Genomic DNA, 17798 nt, shown 5'->3' on the forward strand with positions numbered 1-17798 from the left:
GCGTTCCCGATTGCGGGGACGCGGCACAGGAGCTCCCATGCTTATTCAACGCATTTTCGCCTCGGTGCTGTTGCTGGTCTGTGTCGGCCTGGCACTGATGGCATGGCCGTACCAAGCGGCTTTTTCCTACGAACCGGTCGGCCCGCGCGCCTTCCCGCTGCTGATGCTCGGTCTGATGGGCGCGGCACTGTTGTACATGGTATTTCGCCCGGCGCCGATCAAACACAGCGATGACGAGCCGCCACTGGATCGCGAAACCCTGACCAAGATTGCTATCTGCGTCGCCCTGCTGCTGGTGTTCGCCGGTCTGTTCGAACCGCTGGGTTTCATCCTCAGCAGCATCCTCATCGGCATTCCGATGGCGCGCCTGTATGGCGGTCGCTGGATGCCGAGCATCGTGGTGACCACGCTGATGGCCATCGGTCTGTACCTGCTGTTCGACCGTGTGATGGACGTTCCGCTGCCCCTTGGCCTGCTCGACGTGCTGGAGAACTGATATGGATACCCTCGGTTATTTGGGCCAAGGCTTCGGCGTCGCGCTGAGCCCGTACAACCTGGTCACAGCCCTGACCGGCACGCTGATCGGCACCGTCGTTGGCTTGCTGCCGGGCCTCGGCCCGATCAACGGCGTGGCACTGCTGATCCCGATTGCCTTTGCTCTTGGTTTGCCGCCGGAATCGGCGCTGATTCTGTTGGCAGCGGTGTATCTGGGCTGCGAATACGGCGGGCGGATCAGCTCGATCCTGCTGAACATTCCGGGCGAAGCATCGACGGTGATGACCACCCTCGACGGTTACCCGATGGCCCGCAAAGGTCTGGCCGGTGTAGCGCTGTCGTTGTCGGCGTGGAGTTCGTTCATCGGTGCATTTATCGCCACTTGCGGCATGGTGCTGTTCGCCCCGCTGCTGGCGAAATGGGCGATAGCCTTCGGCCCGGCGGAATACTTCGTGTTGATGGTGTTTGCGATTGTCTGTCTCGGCGGCATGGCCGGTGATCGACCGTTGAAAACCTTCATTGCGGCGTTGATCGGCCTGTTCCTGTCGAGCGTTGGCATCGACGCCAACAGCGGCGTTTACCGCTTTACCGGCGACAACATTCACCTGACTGACGGCATTCAATTCGTCGTGCTGGTGTTGGGCCTGTTTTCGATCAGCGAGATTCTGTTGCTGCTGGAGAAAACTCATCGCGGTCAGGAAGCGGTGAAAGCCACCGGGCGGATGATGTTCAACTTCAAGGAAGCCTCGTCGGTGTTCGTGGTGAACATTCGCTGCGGCCTGCTTGGCTTCATCATGGGCGTGTTGCCGGGTGCTGGCGCGACGCTGGCCAGCGCCGTGGCGTACATGACCGAAAAACGCATCGCCGGTGCCAGCGGCAAATTCGGTCAGGGTGATGCCCGTGGCCTTGCCGCGCCGGAAACCGCCATCGGTGCTTCGGCCTGTGGCGCACTGGTGCCGATGCTGACACTGGGTGTGCCAGGTTCGGGCACCACAGCGGTGATGATCGGCGCGCTGTCGCTGTACAACATCACCCCGGGCCCGCTGCTGTTCCAGCAACAACCGGACATCGTCTGGGGCCTGATCGCTTCGTTGTTCATTGCCAACATCATGCTGGTGATCCTCAACATCCCGATGATCCGCATATTCACCCGCATCCTTGCCGTGCCGAACTGGGCTCTGGTGCCGGTGATCGCGATCATCACCGGGATCGGCGTTTATGCGGTACACGCCACTACGTTCGACCTGTTCCTGATGGTCGGCATCGGCATCTTCGGTTACATCCTGCGCAAGCTCGACTTCCCGTTGTCGCCGGTACTGCTGGGCTTCATCCTCGGCGGTCTGATGGAGCAGAACCTGCGTCGTGCGTTGTCGATTTCCAACGGTGCGCTGGAGATCCTCTGGTCGAGCCCGATCACCTTCGGTGTCTGGGTGCTGACCGCGCTGATGCTGGCCTTCCCGCTGATCCGCATCTGGCGCAAACGTTCGGTCGCGCGTCGCGCCATTGCCGATGTTTGATCGCGCCTCACTGAAATCCTGGTGGGGAACCCCGCTGGTCGGTCTGCTCGGCGGTTACCTCGCCAGCCAGATCGGCTGGCCACTGCCGTGGATGGTCGGCTCGTTGCTGGCGATCATCCTCGTGCGCTGCCTGACGCCGTGGCAGCTCACCGAGATTCCTGGCGGCCGCAAGTGTGGCCAGTGGATCGTCGGGATTGGCATTGGCCTGCACTTCACCCCGGTGGTGATGGAGCAGGTGCTCAGTCATTTCGGCTTGATCTTCTTCGGTGCGCTGGTCACCAGTGTGTCGGCAGTGGTCGGCGTGTGGTTGATGCGCCGCACCGGTGAGGATCGCGCCACGGCGTTTTTCTCGAGCATGCCCGGCGGTTCCGGCGAGATGGTCAACCTCGGTGCGCGCAATGGCGCGATGCTTAGCCATGTGGCGGCGGGGCAAAGTTTGCGGGTGTTGGTGGTGGTGCTGTGCGTGCCGGCGGCGTTCAAGTATTTGCTCGGCGACGGCAACCCGATTTCTCATGCTGGCAGCGTCGATTGGCGCTGGCTGGCGATTCTGTTTCCGGCGGGCGGTTTGCTCGCTTGGCTTTGGCAGCGTTTGCGCCAACCCAATCCGTGGCTGTTCGGGCCATTGCTGGTGAGTGCGACGGTGAGCATCGCCTGGGATTTGCACATTGGTTTGCCGGATGGCGGCAGTCAGATTGGCCAGTGGTTGATTGGTAGTGGCTTGGGTTGCCACTTCAACCGGCAGTTCTTTCGGCGTGCGCCTTCATTCATGGGGCGGACGTTGATCGGCACGGCGCTGACCATGTTGATTGCGACACTGGCGGCACTGGGTTTGAGTGCGCTGACCCATCTGGATCTGCGCTCGCTGACGCTGGGCATGATGCCGGGCGGGATTGCCGAGATGAGTCTGACGGCGGAGACGCTGCAATTGTCAGTGCCGCTGGTGACGGCGATGCAGGTGATGCGGTTGTTGTTTGTGCTGTTTCTGGCGGAGCCGTTGTTCAAGTACTGGAATCGCAATCCCGAATAAAACCGAGTTGCCCCCATCGCGAGCAGGCTCACTCCTACATGATCGTTCCCACGCTCTGCGTGGGAATGCAGCCCGGGACGCTCCGCGTCCCAAGCGGACGCAGAGCGTCCATTGAGGCATTCCCACGCAGAGCGTGGGAACGAGATTACGCGACAGGCGGCAAGCGCCACTCAATCGGCGTTTCGCCATTCTGCTCAAGAAACTTGTTCGTCCGGCTAAAGTGCCCACACCCCAAAAACCCGCGATAAGCCGACAACGGCGACGGATGCACCGACGTCAGCACCAGGTGCTTGGTCGCGTCGATCAGCTTCTGCTTGCTCTGTGCATGCGCGCCCCAGAGCATGAACACCAGATGCGGTTGGCGCTCGCTGACCAGTTCAATGATCCGGTCAGTGAAAAACTGCCAACCCTTGTCCTTGTGCGCATTGGCGTTGGCGCGTTCGACGGTCATCGTCGTGTTGATCATCAACACGCCCTGATCGGCCCAGCTCTGCAGGTAGCCGTGAGTGGGAATGTCGATGTTCAGGTCGCGTTTCAACTCTTTATAGATGTTGACCAGCGACGGCGGCGCCGGCACGCCCGGTTGCACCGAGAAGCACAGGCCATGGGCCTGACCCGGGCCGTGATACGGATCCTGGCCGAGGATCACCACCTTCACTTTTTCCAGCGGCGTCGAGTTCAAGGCATTGAAAATCATCGGCCCCGGCGGGTAGATTTCCTTGCCGGCCGCCCGCTCCTGCTGCAGAAAATTGCGCAACTCTGTCATGTAGGGCTGGTCGAACTCAGCACGCAGTGCCTCCTTCCAGCTAGGTTCGAGTTTGATACGGTCGTCAGCAGTCATGGTCATACCCGGCAAAAACAATGGGGCGAACCCTAGGAAAGCCGACCACGCTTGTCAATTGATCTGATGCAGATCCGGCACTTTCCCCCACAACGATCATACTGATCGTTCAAATTCCCGATCGAGGTCACGATGAATCTGCACTTCGAAGAACTCACCGGCACCGACGGCGCCCGCATCGGTATCGCCAGCCTGGATGCTGAAAAGTCGCTGAACGCGCTGTCCCTGCCGATGATTAACGCCCTGAGCGACAAACTCGACACCTGGGCCAAGGATCCACAAATCGTCTGCGTATTGCTGCGCGGCAACGGCACCAAAGCCTTCTGCGCCGGCGGTGAAGTGCGCAGTCTGGTTGAAGCCTGCCGCGCCCACCCCGGCGAAGTGCCGCCACTGGCCGCGCAGTTTTTCAGCGCGGAATATCGATTGGATTACAACCTGCATACTTATCCGAAACCGCTGATCTGCTGGGGCCACGGTTATGTGCTGGGTGGCGGTATGGGCCTGTTGCAAGGCGCGAGCACGCGGATCGTCACGCCGAGCAGCCGTTTGGCGATGCCGGAAATCACCATTGGTCTGTATCCGGATGTCGGCGCCAGTTGGTTTCTCGCGCGGCTGCCGGGCAAGCTCGGTTTGTTCCTCGGCCTGACCGGCGCGCACATGAATGGGCGCGATGCGATCGATCTGGATCTGGCCGACCGCTTCCTGCTCGACGAACAGCAACCGGAACTGATCGAAGGCCTGCTGCAGCTAAACTGGCAGGAACAGATCGATCGGCAGCTCAACAGTCTGCTCAAGGCTTTGCAGCAGGAAGCCGTGGTGCAAATGCCCGAAGCGCAGTGGCTGCCGCGTCGTCAGCAGATCGACGAACTGCTCGACGTCAGCGACGTGGCCTGCGCCTGGAAAGCCATCAGCCTGCAACGCGACAGCAGCGATCCATTGATCGCCCGGGCCGCGAAGACCATGAGCGAAGGCTCGCCGCTGACCGCGCATCTGGTCTGGGAACAGATCATTCGTGCGCGGCATCTGTCGCTGGCCGAGGTTTTCCAGATGGAATACACCCTGAGCCTCAATTGCTGTCGGCACCCGGAATTCAGCGAAGGCGTGCGCGCGCGGTTGATCGATAAGGATCAGAAACCGCACTGGCACTGGCCGGACATCAACAACGTGCCGGACGCGGTGGTCGAGGCGCACTTTCACAAGGTTTGGGAAGGTCGGCATCCGTTGGCGGATTTAACCGCTTACTGAGTCAATCGCAGGCACAAAAAAAGCGGCGCTTCATGCGCCGCTTTCTGTTTGCGGGTGATTACCAGCGGTTGCCACGTCCGTTGTGGTCGCCGCGGCCGCTATGTCGGTCGTAGTTGCCACGACCGCGGCGATCATTGTCCCAACCGCCGCGACGGTGGCCGTCCCAGTTGCCGCGGTCATTGCCGTGCCAGCGACGGCTTTCGTAGTAGCGTGGGGCCGGTTGATAGTGGCGCGGCGCCGATTGGTAATAACGCGGTTGCTGGTAGTACCGCGGTGCCGGTTGGTAGTAACGCGGCTGGGCGTAATAGCGGCTGCCGCCGTTGTAATAAGTGCCGCCTGTGTTGTAGTAGGCCGGTGCCGGTGACGTGTAAACCTCGGAGCTGTAATACGAGTCCGCGTAGGAGTAAGGGGCGCAACCGGCAACGGAAAACATCAACGCAGCAAGCAGAAGAATTCGTCTATACATGGCGGCCTCCTGGACCGCGAGTTGGCCGCACCAGCGACGCTGGCAGGCGACAGTCATTTAATCGGTGACTGTCGAAAAATCAGACAGCGTTTTCCGAATCTGGTGCGACTCTGCAACAAGTTGAAACAAGTGATTGGTGCGGTATCCACGCTGCATCGCAGTGCATCGGCGCACCAACACAAAGCGCCGCCCCGTCCTCGCGTCAAATCCGATCCGACCCACAGCCCCGTGCCAGAGCGCTCTCCGTGACTTGGCACGCCTCTCGCTTTAGCAAACCCGTGCAGGAGTCATATCACAGGTTCGCGGCACCACAATTTGCAATGGCTGACTAGGGTTCCGGCTCGCAATCGCGAGTGGCTGGTCCGAGAGTTGGCGACCTCCAGTTGAGGTTACACGGCGGGACAAAAGCCCGGGAGACAAGCCACCGTTCGCGGTGCCGCGTTGCCTTCCTGTCCGCCCTTGATCAACTGGAGAATCCGCCATGACCCGACTACGTTTGCCCGCCCTGCTCGCCGCCGCGTTCGCCGCGCTTATCAGCAGCCAAGCCCCCGCCGCTCAGAAAGATCACTTCAGCGTCTGCTGGACGATTTACGCCGGCTGGATGCCATGGGAATACGCCGGCAGCCAGGGCATCGTCGATAAATGGGCGAAGAAATACGGGATCAAGATCGACGTCGTGCAGCTCAACGATTACGTCGAATCGATTAATCAATACACCGCCGGCCAGTTCGACGGCTGCACCATGACCAACATGGATGCGCTGACCATTCCGGCCGCCGGCGGCGTCGACAGCACCGCGCTGATCGTCAGCGATTTCTCCAACGGCAACGACGGCATCGTCCTCAAGGGCGACGGCAAAAAGGTCGCCGACCTCAAGGGCATGGACGTCAATCTGGTTGAACTGTCGGTCTCGCACTACCTGCTGGCCCGCGCGCTGGATTCGGTCGACCTCACCGAAAAAGACCTGAAAGTGGTCAACACGTCCGACGCCGACATCTCCGCCGCTTTCAACACCGACCAGGTCAACGCAGTGACGACCTGGAACCCGATGCTCTCGGACATCAAGGCCAAACCGGGCGTGACCGAAGTGTTCAATTCCAGCCAGATTCCAGGCGAGATCATGGACATGATGGTGGTCAACAGCGCCACCCTCAAAGACAACCCGGCGCTGGGCAAAGCGCTGACCGGCGCGTGGTTCGAAGTGGTCGAGTTGATGAACGCCAAGAACGCCGCGAGCAAGGCTGCGCTGGAGCACATGGCCAAAGCCTCGGGCACCGATCTCGCTGGATTCCAGGCACAACTCGACACCACCAAACTGTTCGCCACGCCAAGCGAAGCGCTGAACTTCGCCACCAGCCAACAGCTGCCGGAAACCATGCGCAAAGTCGCCGAATTTTCCTTCCAGCACGGCTTGCTCGGTGAAGGCGCAAAAGACACCAGCGCGGTCGGCATGGCCTTCGCCAACGGCGTGACCAGCGGCGACACCGGCAACCTCAAGCTGCGTTTCGATCCGACTTACGTGCAGATGGCTGCCGACGCCAAGCTGTAAGCCACGGAGGATTTGGCCATGCGCCTGATCAATCGCCACCCGGATCGCCCCAGTCGCCTGTTGTTGGTGATCCTGCCGTTCGCTCTGCTGCTGTTCGCCTATTTCATGGGCTCGGCCGAGCGCCTGGCGGACAACCCTAACGACAAACTGCTGCCCAGCGCCGTGCAGATGACCGATGCGGTCAAACGTCTGGCCTTCAATGCCGACAGCCGCACCGGTGACTACCTGTTGTGGCAGGACACCGCGTCGAGTCTGCGGCGCTTGGCCATTGGGCTCGGCATCGCTGCACTCGCCGGGCTGTGCCTGGGCATCGCCGCCGGCACACTGCCGCTGTTCGGCGCGCCGTTGTCGCCATTATTGACGGTGTTGTCGATGGTGCCGCCGCTGGCGATCCTGCCGATTCTGTTCATCGTTTTCGGTCTGGGCGAGTTGTCGAAAGTCATGCTGATCGTGATCGGCATCACCCCGGCGCTTGCTCGTGATCTGGAGCAGCGTGCCCGAGAAATCCCGGTCGAACTGCTGATCAAGGCGCAGACCCTCGGTGCTTCGACCTGGACGCTGATGCTGCGCGTGGTGTTGCCGCAGTTGCTGCCGCGCTTGCTGATCTCGTTGCGGCTGATGCTCGGCTCGGCGTGGTTGTTCCTGATTGCCGCCGAAGCAATCGCCTCCACTGACGGCCTCGGCTACCGGATTTTTCTGGTGCGGCGTTATCTGGCGATGGACGTGATTCTGCCGTACGTGGTGTGGATCACCCTCCTCGCCTGGCTGATGGATTGGGGCCTGAAATACCTGACGCGGCGGGCGTTCCCTTGGTATGAAGGGGCGGCCAAATGAGCTTCATCACCGTGAAAAACGTCTGGCAGCAATACGCCGATCAAGTGGTGCTCGAAGGCTTGAACCTGAATGTCAACGAAGGCGAATTTTGCACCTTGGTCGGCGCCTCCGGTTGCGGCAAATCGACCTTCCTGCGTCTGCTGCTCGGTCAAGAAACGGCGAGTCGCGGCGAGATTCTGCTCGACGGTCAAGCGCTGGCCTGCGAACCGGATGCCAGCCGTGGCGTGGTGTTTCAGCGCTACTCGGTGTTCCCGCATTTGAACGTGCTCGACAACGTCGCCCTCGGCCTCGAATTGCCGCGTGCGCCGCTGCTGGGGCGGTTGTTCGGCAGCGCCAAACGTGACGCGCGCGAACAGGCTGCGGCGCTGCTGCACAAAGTCGGCCTCGGTCATGCGCTGGACAAGTATCCGGCGCAGTTGTCCGGCGGCATGCAGCAACGGCTGGCGATTGCTCAGGCGCTGATCATGAAACCGCGCGTGTTGCTGCTCGACGAACCGTTCGGCGCGCTCGATCCGGGCATCCGTAAAGACATGCACGCCTTGCTGCTGGAGCTGTGGCGCGAGACCAGACTGACCGTGTTCATGGTCACCCATGATCTGTCCGAAGGCTTCAGCCTCGGCACGCGTCTGCTGGTGTTCGACAAGGTCCGCCTCGACCCGCACGCCCCCGGCGCCTATGGCGCACGCATCACCTACGACATCCCTTTGAACAGCGACCGCCGCGCCCAACGCGCCGCCGTCGACGCCCTGCCGTTGCCACTGGCAGGCGCCCTTCGCACCGCTTGAGAGGACTGCTCTGATGAATAAGCCGATGACTGATTCGACCCAACTGTTTCCACCGTTCGCCGAAGAAATGCTCCCCGGTGGCGGCCACCGTTCCTTCGTGTTGAAGCGCGGCCAATTGCTGCGCCTGACCGATCTGCGCGGCGGCGCCAACGTCAGCCTGACCCTGCTCAACGCCAACGAAAAAACCGAGAGGCTGAACCTGCCCGACAGCCTCAAATGCCAACACACCGCCAAGCTCACCAGCGGTCACTGCCTGTACTCGGACATGGGCCGCGTGCTGGCCGCAATCACTGCTGACACCTGCGGCTGGAGCGACAGCCTCGGCGGTGTGCTCTGCGCCGAAGAGGTCGCAGAAAAGTACGGTCAGGGCCGCTATCAGGAATTGCGCAACGGCTTCTTTCGCAACGGCACCGACAACCTGTTGGTGGAACTCGGCAAGTGGGGTTTGGGCCTGTCCGACCTGTTGATGACCCTCAATTTGTTCAGCCGCGTCAACGTCGATGAGGCCGGGCGTTTCCACTTCGTCGAGGGCAATTCCAAGGCCGGCGACTACATCGAACTGTACGCGCCGATGGACACGCTGGTGGTGCTCACCGCGCTGCAACACCCGATGGATCCGGCGCCGGAATATGCACCAAAACCGCTGAAGCTGAGCTGGATGAACGCCGACGCCAGCGTCGCCGAACACTGCCGCACTTCGCGCCCGGAAAATGAGCGCGGCTTTATCAACACCGACCGTTTGTTTGCCTGAGGATCGCTGCCATGTCAGTTGCTATCGCCACTTCGCAAAAACAACCCGACGCTGCGGTGTACCGCGCCACGATCCCGGTCGGTGAGCCGTGGCTGATGGAGGTCAAGGCCGGGCAGACCCTGCGCATCCTTGATCTGGAAGGTAATCAAGCGGTCGATACGTTGTTCTACAGCGTCGCCAATCCCAAGGAACGCTACGACGTGCAACGCACTTTGCGCCGGCAGAACAGCGTCTATCTGAGCACCGGCAGCGTGCTCTATTCCAACCTCGGCCACGCGATGCTGACCATCGTCGCCGACACCTGCGGACGCCACGACACCCTCGGCGGTGCCTGCGCGCAAGAGAGCAACACCGTGCGTTACGCCCTGGAAAAACGCTACATGCACAGCTGCCGCGACAACTACCTGCGCGCCTGTGTGCATGACGGGCGACTGGGCAAAAGCGACATCGGGCCGAACATCAATTTCTTCATGAATGTGCCGGTCACGGCGGACGGCGGACTGACGTTTGAAGACGGCATTTCGGCGCCGGGCAAGTATGTGGATTTGCGCGCGGAGATGGACGTGATCGTGCTGATTTCCAATTGTCCGCAGTTGAATAATCCGTGCAATGCCTACAACCCGACACCTGCGGAGCTGCTGGTATGGAACTGACTATCCGCCGTTTACGCCGCTTGCTTTTCGCCCTGTGCCAGGCGCGTTCCGGGCAGTGCATCAAATAACCGCTCCCCTGTAGGAGCTGCCGCAGGCTGCGATCTCTTGATTTTGCTTTTTGAAAATTCAAGATCAAAAGATCGCAGCCTGCGGCAGCTCCTACAGGTGCAGCGTGGATTTAAGTCATCCGGGACGGCCCGGATGTCTGTCAAAAAACGGCGGGACGGCCCGCTTCCCCTTCAGGGGTTATGCCATGTTCGAAAAAATCCTCATCGCCAACCGTGGCGCCATCGCCTGCCGCATCCTGCGCACCCTCGCCTCATTGCAGGTCAAAGGCGTGGCCGTGTATTCCGAAGCCGACGCCGCCAGCCTGCACATCCTGCAAGCCGATGAAGCGCACAGCCTCGGTGAAGGCGCCGCTGCCGGCACGTATCTGGCCGTCGACAAGATCCTCGCCATCGCCAAGCACAGCGGTGCCACGGCGATCCATCCCGGCTACGGGTTTCTGTCCGAGAACGCCGCGTTCGCCGAAGCGTGCGCAGCACAGAACATCGCCTTCATTGGCCCGACGCCAGAGCAGCTGCGCGTGTTCGGCCTCAAGCACACCGCTCGCGCCCTGGCCAAACAGCACGGCGTGCCGATGCTCGAAGGCACCGAACTGCTCGACAGCCTCGACGCTGCGCTGATCGCTGGCGAACAAGTCGGCTACCCGGTGATGCTGAAAAGCACCGCTGGCGGTGGCGGCATCGGCATGCGCGTGTGCCGCAGCGCCAGCGAATTGAGAGAATCGTTCGAGGCAGTCAAACGCCTCGGTCAGAACAACTTCAGCGACGCCGGCGTGTTCATCGAGAAGTACATCCAGCGCGCCCGCCATTTGGAAGTGCAGGTGTTCGGCGACGGTCGCGGTGAAGTCATCGCCCTCGGCGTGCGCGACTGCTCGGTGCAACGGCGCAATCAGAAAGTCCTCGAAGAAACCCCGGCACCAAACCTGCCCGACGGCATGGCCGAAGAGCTGTGCGCGGCGGCGATCAAACTGGCGAAAGCCGTTAACTACCGCAGCGCCGGCACCGTGGAATTCGTTTTCGACAGCGAGGCGCAGCGCTTCTATTTCCTCGAAGTGAACACGCGCTTGCAGGTCGAGCACGGTGTCACCGAACAGGTCTGGGGCGTGGATCTGGTGCGCTGGATGGTGGAGCTGGCCGCCGGTGATCTGCCGCCACTGAACGAGTTGTCTCGTCAGTTGAAACCCGAAGGCCATGCGATTCAGGCGCGGCTGTATGCGGAGGATCCAGGACGTGATTTTCAGCCGAGCCCGGGCCTGCTGACGGCTGTGCAGTTTCCGCCGTCCAACGGCATTCAACTGCGCATCGACACGTGGGTTGAGGCGGGTTGCGAGATCCCGCCGTATTTCGATCCGATGATCGCCAAGGTCATTACCTGGGCGCCCACCCGCGAGCAGGCACGGGCCGAATTGCATCAAGCGCTGGGCGACAGTCTGTTGTACGGCGTGGAAACCAACCGTGATTACCTGCGGCAGATTCTGCTCGACACGCCGTTCGCCAGCGGTGAGCCGTGGACGCGTTGTCTGGAAGGTCTGGACTATCGCGCCAACACTTTTGAAGTGCTCAGCGCAGGCACGCAAACCAGCGTGCAGGACTATCCCGGTCGCCTCGGTTACTGGGCGGTCGGTGTGCCGCCGTCGGGGCCGATGGACAGCCGCGCGCTGCGTCTGGGCAATCGCTTGCTCGGCAATGCTGAAGGCGCGGCGGCGCTGGAAATCACCATGAGCGGGCCGTTGCTGCGCTTCAATTGTGCAGCGGTGATCGCGGTGACCGGTGCGCCGATCGCGCTGACGCTTGAGGGTGACAGCGTGCCGATGAATACCGCCCTGCTGATCCCGGCGGGTGCGACGTTGCATCTGGGTAGCATCAGCGGTGCCGGGGCGCGCAGCTATCTGTGCCTGCGCGGTGGCTTGCAGGTGCCGGATTATCTGGGCAGCAAAAGCACTTTCACGTTGGGTCAGTTTGGTGGCCACGTTGGTCGCGCGTTGCGCGCGGGTGACGTGTTGCATGTGCCTGCTCTGACTGATCGCAGCAGCGGTCAACAACTGGCTGAAGAACACGTCACCGCGTTACCTGCGGTGCGGCAGATTCGGGTGATTTACGGCCCGCACGCTGCGCCGGAGTATTTCACTGAGAACTACATCGGCACGTTCTTTGAAACCCAATGGGAAGTGCATTTCAACTCGAGCCGCACCGGTGTTCGGCTGATTGGGCCGAAGCCGGAATGGGTACGCGCGGACGGAGGTGAAGCCGGGTTGCATCCGTCGAATATTCACGACAATCCGTACGCCATTGGCGCGGTGGATTTCACCGGGGACATGCCGGTGATCCTCGGCCCGGATGGCCCGAGCCTTGGCGGATTTGTCTGCCCGGTGACGGTGATCGAGGCGGATTTGTGGCAGCTGGGGCAGCTCAAGGCGGGCGATAAAGTCCAGTTCATTCCGATCGACCTCAAAACCGCCCGCAACCTCGCCCTGAAATGGGATCTCCACTGTGGGAGCGAGCCTGCTCGCGAACGCGATATTTCAGACAACTCAGTATTGATTGATCCACCGCATTCGCGAGCAGGCTCGCTCCCACAGGGTTTGGTGTCGCCTGTAGTGTTGTCGTTGGGTCAGGGGGATGTGCGGCTTGTTGCGCGTGTCTCTGGGGATACGCATCTATTGCTGGAAATCGGCGAGCCGGAGCTCAATCTCGTCCTGCGTTTTCGCGCCCACGCGCTCATGCAAGCCTTGGAACACAAAGCCCTGCACGGCGTGATCGACCTCACCCCCGGCATCCGCTCGCTGCAAATCCATTACCAGCCGGAGCAACTGCCGCTCGCCGATATCCTCGGCATCATCGCCGGCGAATGGGACGCGGTGTGCGCCGCCAACGACCTGCAAGTGCCGTCGCGCATCGTCCATCTGCCGCTGTCCTGGGATGATCCGGCCTGCCAATTGGCGATTGAGAAATACATGACCACCGTGCGCAAGGACGCGCCGTGGTGCCCGAGCAATCTGGAGTTCATCCGCCGCATCAACGACCTGCCGAACCTCGACGAAGTGCAGCGCACCGTATTCGATGCGAGCTACCTGGTGATGGGCCTCGGCGATGTCTACCTCGGTGCGCCGGTGGCCACGCCGCTCGATCCGCGCCACCGTTTGGTGACCACCAAATACAACCCGGCGCGCACCTGGACGGCCGAGAATTCGGTGGGCATCGGCGGCGCTTATATGTGCGTGTACGGCATGGAAGGCCCGGGTGGTTATCAGTTTGTCGGGCGTACCTTGCAGATGTGGAATCGCTACCGCGAAGTGGCGGCGTTTGACGGTAAACCGTGGCTGCTGCGCTTCTTCGATCAGATCCGTTTCTACCCGGTCAGCGCTGAAGAACTGCTGCGCATCCGCCGCGATTTTCCGCTGGGGCGCTTCGATCTGAACATCGAACACAGCCACCTCAACCTCGCCGATTACCAAGCGTTTCTCAGTCGTGAAGCCGAGGGCATCAGCGCCTTTCGCGCTCAGCAACAGGGTGCCTTCAATGCCGAACGCGAACGCTGGATCGCCAGTGGTCAGGCGCATTTCGACAGCGAAGAAGCGGTGGTCGAATCCTGCGAGGACGCGCTGCTGGCGGAGGGTGAACACAGCGTCGACAGCCACATCGCCGGCAATCTCTGGCAGGTGCAGGTCGAGGCTGGCAGCCGTGTTGCGGCCGGCGATGTGCTGGTGATTCTCGAGTCGATGAAGATGGAGATTCCGCTGCTCGCGCCGATGGCCGGCGTGGTGCGCGAGATCCGTGTGCAACCCGGTTCGGCGGTGCGTGCGGGACAACGGGTCGTGGTGCTGGAACTCGACTGAAGCCAATTGAATAAGGATCAACTCATGAATCTGCAACTCGATGTTCTGCGCCAGGCCTATCGCAATGGCGACACCACACCGCGTCAACTGCTGCCGACACTGCGCGACAAAGCAGCCGCGCTGAACCCGGATTATCACCTGTTCATCCACCTGCTCAGCGTCGCCGAACTGGAGCCGTATCTGGCGGCGCTCGATGGTCGTGATCTCGACAGTCTGCCGCTGTACGGCGTGCCGTTTGCGATCAAGGACAACATCGATCTGGCCGGCATTCCGACCACCGCCGCGTGCCCGGATTTTGCTTATGTGCCGGAGCGCTCGGCGACCATCGTCGAGCAACTGATCGCGTTGGGGGCGATTCCGCTGGGCAAGACCAACCTCGATCAATTTGCCACGGGCCTTAATGGCAGCCGCTCGCCTTACGGCGCCTGCCCGAACAGCGTATTGCCGGAATATCCATCGGGCGGTTCCAGCGCCGGTTCGTCGCTGGCGGTGGCCTTGGGCGTGGCGAGTTTTGCTTTGGGCACCGACACCGCAGGTTCCGGTCGGGTGCCGGCGGCGTTGAATAATCTGCTCGGATTGAAGGCCAGCAAAGGGCTGATTTCCACCGCCGGTGTGGTGCCCGCGTGCCGTACGCTGGATTGCGTGACCACGTTTACCGCAACGGCGCGTGAAGCCAGTCAGTTGCTGGCGCTGACGGCGAAACTCGATCCGCGCGATGAGTACAGCCGCCGCAATCCGTCGTGGAATGATGGCTCGGCGTTTGGTGCGCCGCGGCCATTTCGTTTCGGTGTGCCGCGTGCGCAGGATCTGCAGTTTTTCGGTTGTGTTGAAGGGCCGCTGTTGTTCGGCGATGCCATCGACCGACTCAAGGCCTTGGGTGGCGAAGCGGTTGAACTGGATCTGACGCCGTTCCTTGAAGCCGCACGTTTGCTTTACGAAGGACCGTGGGTCGCCGAGCGTTACAGCGTTGCCGGCGAATTGATGGAGCAGAATCCGCAAGCCGTTTTACCGGTGATCCGCGCCGTACTGGCCAAAGCCCCGGCGGTGAGCGGCGTGCAGACTTTCCGCGCGCAGTACCGGCTGCAAGCGTTGAAAGCGCTGTGCGATCAAGCGCTCGAAGGTCTCGACTGTGTACTGACGCCGACCATCGGCCGCCCGGTGACACTCGCCGAACTGCACGCCGAACCGGTGCTGCGCAATTCCGAACTGGGTTACTACACCAACTTCATGAACCTGCTCGACTACGCCGCCGTCGCCGTACCGAGCGGGTTTATGGCCAATGGATTGCCGTGGGGCGTGACGTTGTTTGGGCGGGTGTTTACCGATCAATATCTGTTGAGTGTGGCGGATGCGATGCAGCGTCAGCAGGACACTGCATTGCCGACGCCCGCGAACGTAGCGCGCAATGATCGTGCGCGAATCGTCGTGTGTGGCGCACATCTGCAAGGGTTGGCGTTGAACTGGCAACTGACGCAGCGCGGTGGGCGGTTGCTGGAAACCACGCTGAGCTCGCAGGATTATCAACTGCACGCCTTGGCCGGCGGCCCGCCATTGCGTCCGGGAATGGTGCGGGTGAAAGACGGCGGCGTGGCGATTGCGGTGGAGGTGTGGGAGTTGCCGAGCAGCGAGTTGGGTTCGTTTCTGACCGGGATTCCGGCACCGTTGGGATTGGGCAAGGTGCAATTGGCGGACGGGCGCTGGGAGAGTGGGTTTATCTGTGAGCCGTATGGTCTTGAAGGCGCCAAAGACATCAGCCATCTCGGCGGCTGGCGGGCCTACCTGAAAACCCTGGCCTGACCGCGCCCCCTGTGGGAGCGAGCCTGCTCGCGAAAGCGCAGTGCCAGACACTTCAATGTTGACTGACCCGGCGCCTTCGCGAGCAGGCTCGCTCCCACAGGTTCTTGTATAACCCTGCCGAAGACAGGAACGACCATTCGCGCCGCACATGGAGCAGTTATTTCCCCGCAGTCCCACTAGAATGCATGCCATCGGGCCACTGCCAACGGAACTGCCATGCCGCATCGATCTGCGCTGTACTCCCAACGCTCGCTGGTACTCACGCTGATCGCCCTGCTCGGCGCCGGTTTCCTTGCCACGTCCCTGCTGAGCTACTACGCCTCGCGCGCCTCGATCCGCGACAACATCGTCAACACCGAGCTGCCGCTGACGTCCGACACGGTCTATTCGGAAATCCAGAAAGACCTCGTCCGACCGATCCTGATTTCCTCGATGATGTCCCGCGACACCTTCATGCGCGACTGGGTGGTCAACGGCGAACAAAACCCCGAGCAAATGACCCGGTACCTCAACGAGGTCATGACCCATTACGGCGCCTACACCGCGTTTTTCGTCTCCAATAGCACCCTCACCTACTACCACGCCAAAGGCGTGCTCAAGCAGATCAAAGTCGAAGAACCGCGCGACGCCTGGTACTTCCGCGTGCGCGACATGAAGGATCCGTACGAGATCAACGTCGACCCCGATCTGGCCAACAAGGACAACCTGACCTTTTTCATCAACTACAAAGTCTACGACTACCACGAGCGTTTCATCGGCGCGGCCGGCGTCGGTTTGACCGTCGACGCAGTGATCAAGTTGATCGACAAATACCAGCAGCGCTATCAACGCAGCGTGTACTTTGTCGACACCTTCGGCCGACTGGTGTTGACCGGCGCCGAGGGCGGCCCGGAAGGCGCGCACATCGGCCAGAGTCTTGGCGAAATCGAGAGCATGAAAAGTCTGGTCAGTCAGTTGCCGAAACCGCACAGCGGCAGCTATGAGTATTCCGCTGAAGGCCAGGGACATTTTCTCAACGTGCGCTTCATTCCCGAGCTGAACTGGTACCTGTTCGTCGATAAACGCGAAGACGGTGCATTGAGCGAAATCCGTCAGTCGCTCTATCTCAATCTGTTGATCTGCTTGCTGGTGACGCTGAGCGTGTTGGCGTTGCTCAATCGCGTGATCAAACGCTATCAGCGCAAGATCCAAACGCAGGCAACCCTCGACAGCCTCACCGAACTGCCCAACCGTCGCGGCTTCGACCTGCTTGCCGCGCAAGCCCTGCACGAAGCACAACGCGAGACCAAACCGCTGACGGCGTTGCTGATCGACCTCGATCACTTCAAAGCGCTAAACGACACCTACGGACACATGGCCGGTGACCAGGTGTTGATTGGCTTCGCCCGCGATCTGCAAAGTTGCCTGCGCCACGCCGACATCGTCTGCCGTTGGGGCGGTGAGGAATTTATCGTGTTGCTGAAGGACACCGACGGCGACACCGGTCAGAACATCGCCGAGAAAATTCGTCAGCACGTCGAACAACAGGAATATGCCTACAACGGTCACACCCTGAATCTGACGGTGAGCATCGGCGCCACCACCCTGCAACGCGATGACACCTTGCACAGTCTGCTGTCGCGGGCCGATCATGCGATGTACCGGGCCAAACAAACCGGCCGCAACCGCACCTGCGTGGAAATGCCTCACTCGACTTATGCCTGATTCCGACGTTAAACCCGACCATTGCCCGGCCTGCGGCGCCCGCAACGACTGCAGCCTGGCCGACCCGCGCACTGCCGACCGCGAGTGCTGGTGCTACGGCGTGAGCATCGACCCGGCGGTGCTCGAAGCGCTGCCGCCAGCACTGCGCAACCAATCGTGCCTGTGCCCGCGTTGCGCGCAGGTCGAGGCGCAACTGCAAGCGGCCAAGCGGCCGATCCCGTAAGATGCGCGCC

General features: G+C 61.3%; 15 protein-coding genes and 1 riboswitch. Of the genes, 13 read left to right on the plus strand and 2 right to left on the minus strand.

Annotated elements, in window-relative coordinates; genetic code table 11:
• Positions 1–37 precede the first annotated feature (37 nt).
• Genes ACP3TY_RS18355 through ACP3TY_RS18365 form a run of 3 tightly spaced genes read left to right on the plus strand, consistent with a single transcriptional unit; the run spans position 38 to position 3039 of the window.
• Entirely contained in the window at positions 38–496 is a 459-nt protein-coding gene (locus tag ACP3TY_RS18355; protein WP_008083560.1) for a tripartite tricarboxylate transporter TctB family protein, read from the plus strand.
• A 1-nt stretch (position 497) separates the two neighbouring features.
• Positions 498–2012 carry a tripartite tricarboxylate transporter permease gene (locus ACP3TY_RS18360; protein ID WP_400646629.1) on the plus strand — a complete coding sequence of 505 codons (1515 nt, stop codon included), beginning with the start codon at positions 498–500 and terminating at the stop codon, positions 2010–2012.
• On the plus strand, positions 2005–3039 hold the full coding sequence (locus ACP3TY_RS18365) for an AbrB family transcriptional regulator (protein ID WP_426618144.1): 1035 nt from the start codon (positions 2005–2007) through the stop codon (positions 3037–3039). Before ACP3TY_RS18360 ends, ACP3TY_RS18365 begins: the two co-directional genes overlap by 8 nt.
• A 145-nt stretch (positions 3040–3184) precedes the next feature.
• Here ACP3TY_RS18365 and ung read toward each other — a convergent pair whose 3' ends face one another.
• Positions 3185–3880 carry a uracil-DNA glycosylase gene (ung, locus tag ACP3TY_RS18370; protein WP_053118204.1) on the minus strand — a complete coding sequence of 232 codons (696 nt, stop codon included), beginning with the start codon at positions 3878–3880 and terminating at the stop codon, positions 3185–3187.
• Positions 3881–4012: 132 nt separating this feature from the next.
• On the opposite strand from ung, the gene ACP3TY_RS18375 reads away from it, so the two are divergent.
• Positions 4013–5125 carry an enoyl-CoA hydratase/isomerase family protein gene (locus ACP3TY_RS18375; RefSeq protein ID WP_426618145.1) on the plus strand — a complete coding sequence of 371 codons (1113 nt, stop codon included), beginning with the start codon at positions 4013–4015 and terminating at the stop codon, positions 5123–5125.
• Between the two features lie 58 nt (positions 5126–5183).
• Here ACP3TY_RS18375 and ACP3TY_RS18380 read toward each other — a convergent pair whose 3' ends face one another.
• Positions 5184–5591, minus strand: coding sequence for a hypothetical protein (locus ACP3TY_RS18380; protein WP_212550568.1), 408 nt, complete (start codon positions 5589–5591; stop codon positions 5184–5186).
• 317 nt (positions 5592–5908) lie between these two features.
• A riboswitch (guanidine-I (ykkC/yxkD leader) is annotated at positions 5909–6009 on the plus strand.
• A 63-nt stretch (positions 6010–6072) separates the two neighbouring features.
• Between ACP3TY_RS18380 and ACP3TY_RS18385 the strand changes: the two genes are divergently transcribed.
• From ACP3TY_RS18385 to ACP3TY_RS18425, 9 genes are all read left to right on the plus strand, one after another.
• Positions 6073–7140, plus strand: a complete 1068-nt coding sequence (locus ACP3TY_RS18385; protein WP_426618146.1) for a putative urea ABC transporter substrate-binding protein — start codon at positions 6073–6075, stop codon at positions 7138–7140.
• Positions 7141–7158: 18 nt separating this feature from the next.
• Positions 7159–7974, plus strand: a complete 816-nt coding sequence (locus ACP3TY_RS18390) for an ABC transporter permease (RefSeq protein ID WP_077571513.1) — start codon at positions 7159–7161, stop codon at positions 7972–7974.
• Complete coding sequence (locus ACP3TY_RS18395; protein ID WP_426618147.1) at positions 7971–8759, plus strand: ABC transporter ATP-binding protein; 789 nt, start codon at positions 7971–7973, stop codon at positions 8757–8759. Before ACP3TY_RS18390 ends, ACP3TY_RS18395 begins: the two co-directional genes overlap by 4 nt.
• A 25-nt stretch (positions 8760–8784) precedes the next feature.
• Positions 8785–9510, plus strand: coding sequence for an urea amidolyase associated protein UAAP1 (locus tag ACP3TY_RS18400; RefSeq protein WP_042704882.1), 726 nt, complete (start codon positions 8785–8787; stop codon positions 9508–9510).
• 11 nt (positions 9511–9521) lie between these two features.
• Positions 9522–10163, plus strand: a complete 642-nt coding sequence (locus tag ACP3TY_RS18405) for an urea amidolyase associated protein UAAP2 (protein ID WP_426618148.1) — start codon at positions 9522–9524, stop codon at positions 10161–10163.
• A gap of 253 nt (positions 10164–10416) precedes the next feature.
• A complete protein-coding gene (uca, locus tag ACP3TY_RS18410; RefSeq protein WP_426618149.1) occupies positions 10417–14064 on the plus strand; it encodes an urea carboxylase in 3648 nt (1215 codons plus the stop codon).
• A 24-nt stretch (positions 14065–14088) separates the two neighbouring features.
• Positions 14089–15861, plus strand: a complete 1773-nt coding sequence (gene atzF, locus ACP3TY_RS18415) for an allophanate hydrolase (RefSeq protein WP_426618150.1) — start codon at positions 14089–14091, stop codon at positions 15859–15861.
• A 216-nt stretch (positions 15862–16077) separates the two neighbouring features.
• On the plus strand, positions 16078–17565 hold the full coding sequence (locus ACP3TY_RS18420) for a sensor domain-containing diguanylate cyclase (protein ID WP_426618151.1): 1488 nt from the start codon (positions 16078–16080) through the stop codon (positions 17563–17565).
• Complete coding sequence (locus ACP3TY_RS18425) at positions 17558–17788, plus strand: cysteine-rich CWC family protein (protein ID WP_053118015.1); 231 nt, start codon at positions 17558–17560, stop codon at positions 17786–17788. The genes ACP3TY_RS18420 and ACP3TY_RS18425 overlap by 8 nt, the downstream gene beginning before the upstream one ends.
• The last annotated feature ends 10 nt before the right edge of the window (positions 17789–17798 follow it).

The organism is Pseudomonas rustica (assembly GCF_049959085.1).
Taxonomy (GTDB): Bacteria; Pseudomonadota; Gammaproteobacteria; order Pseudomonadales; family Pseudomonadaceae; genus Aquipseudomonas; species Aquipseudomonas rustica.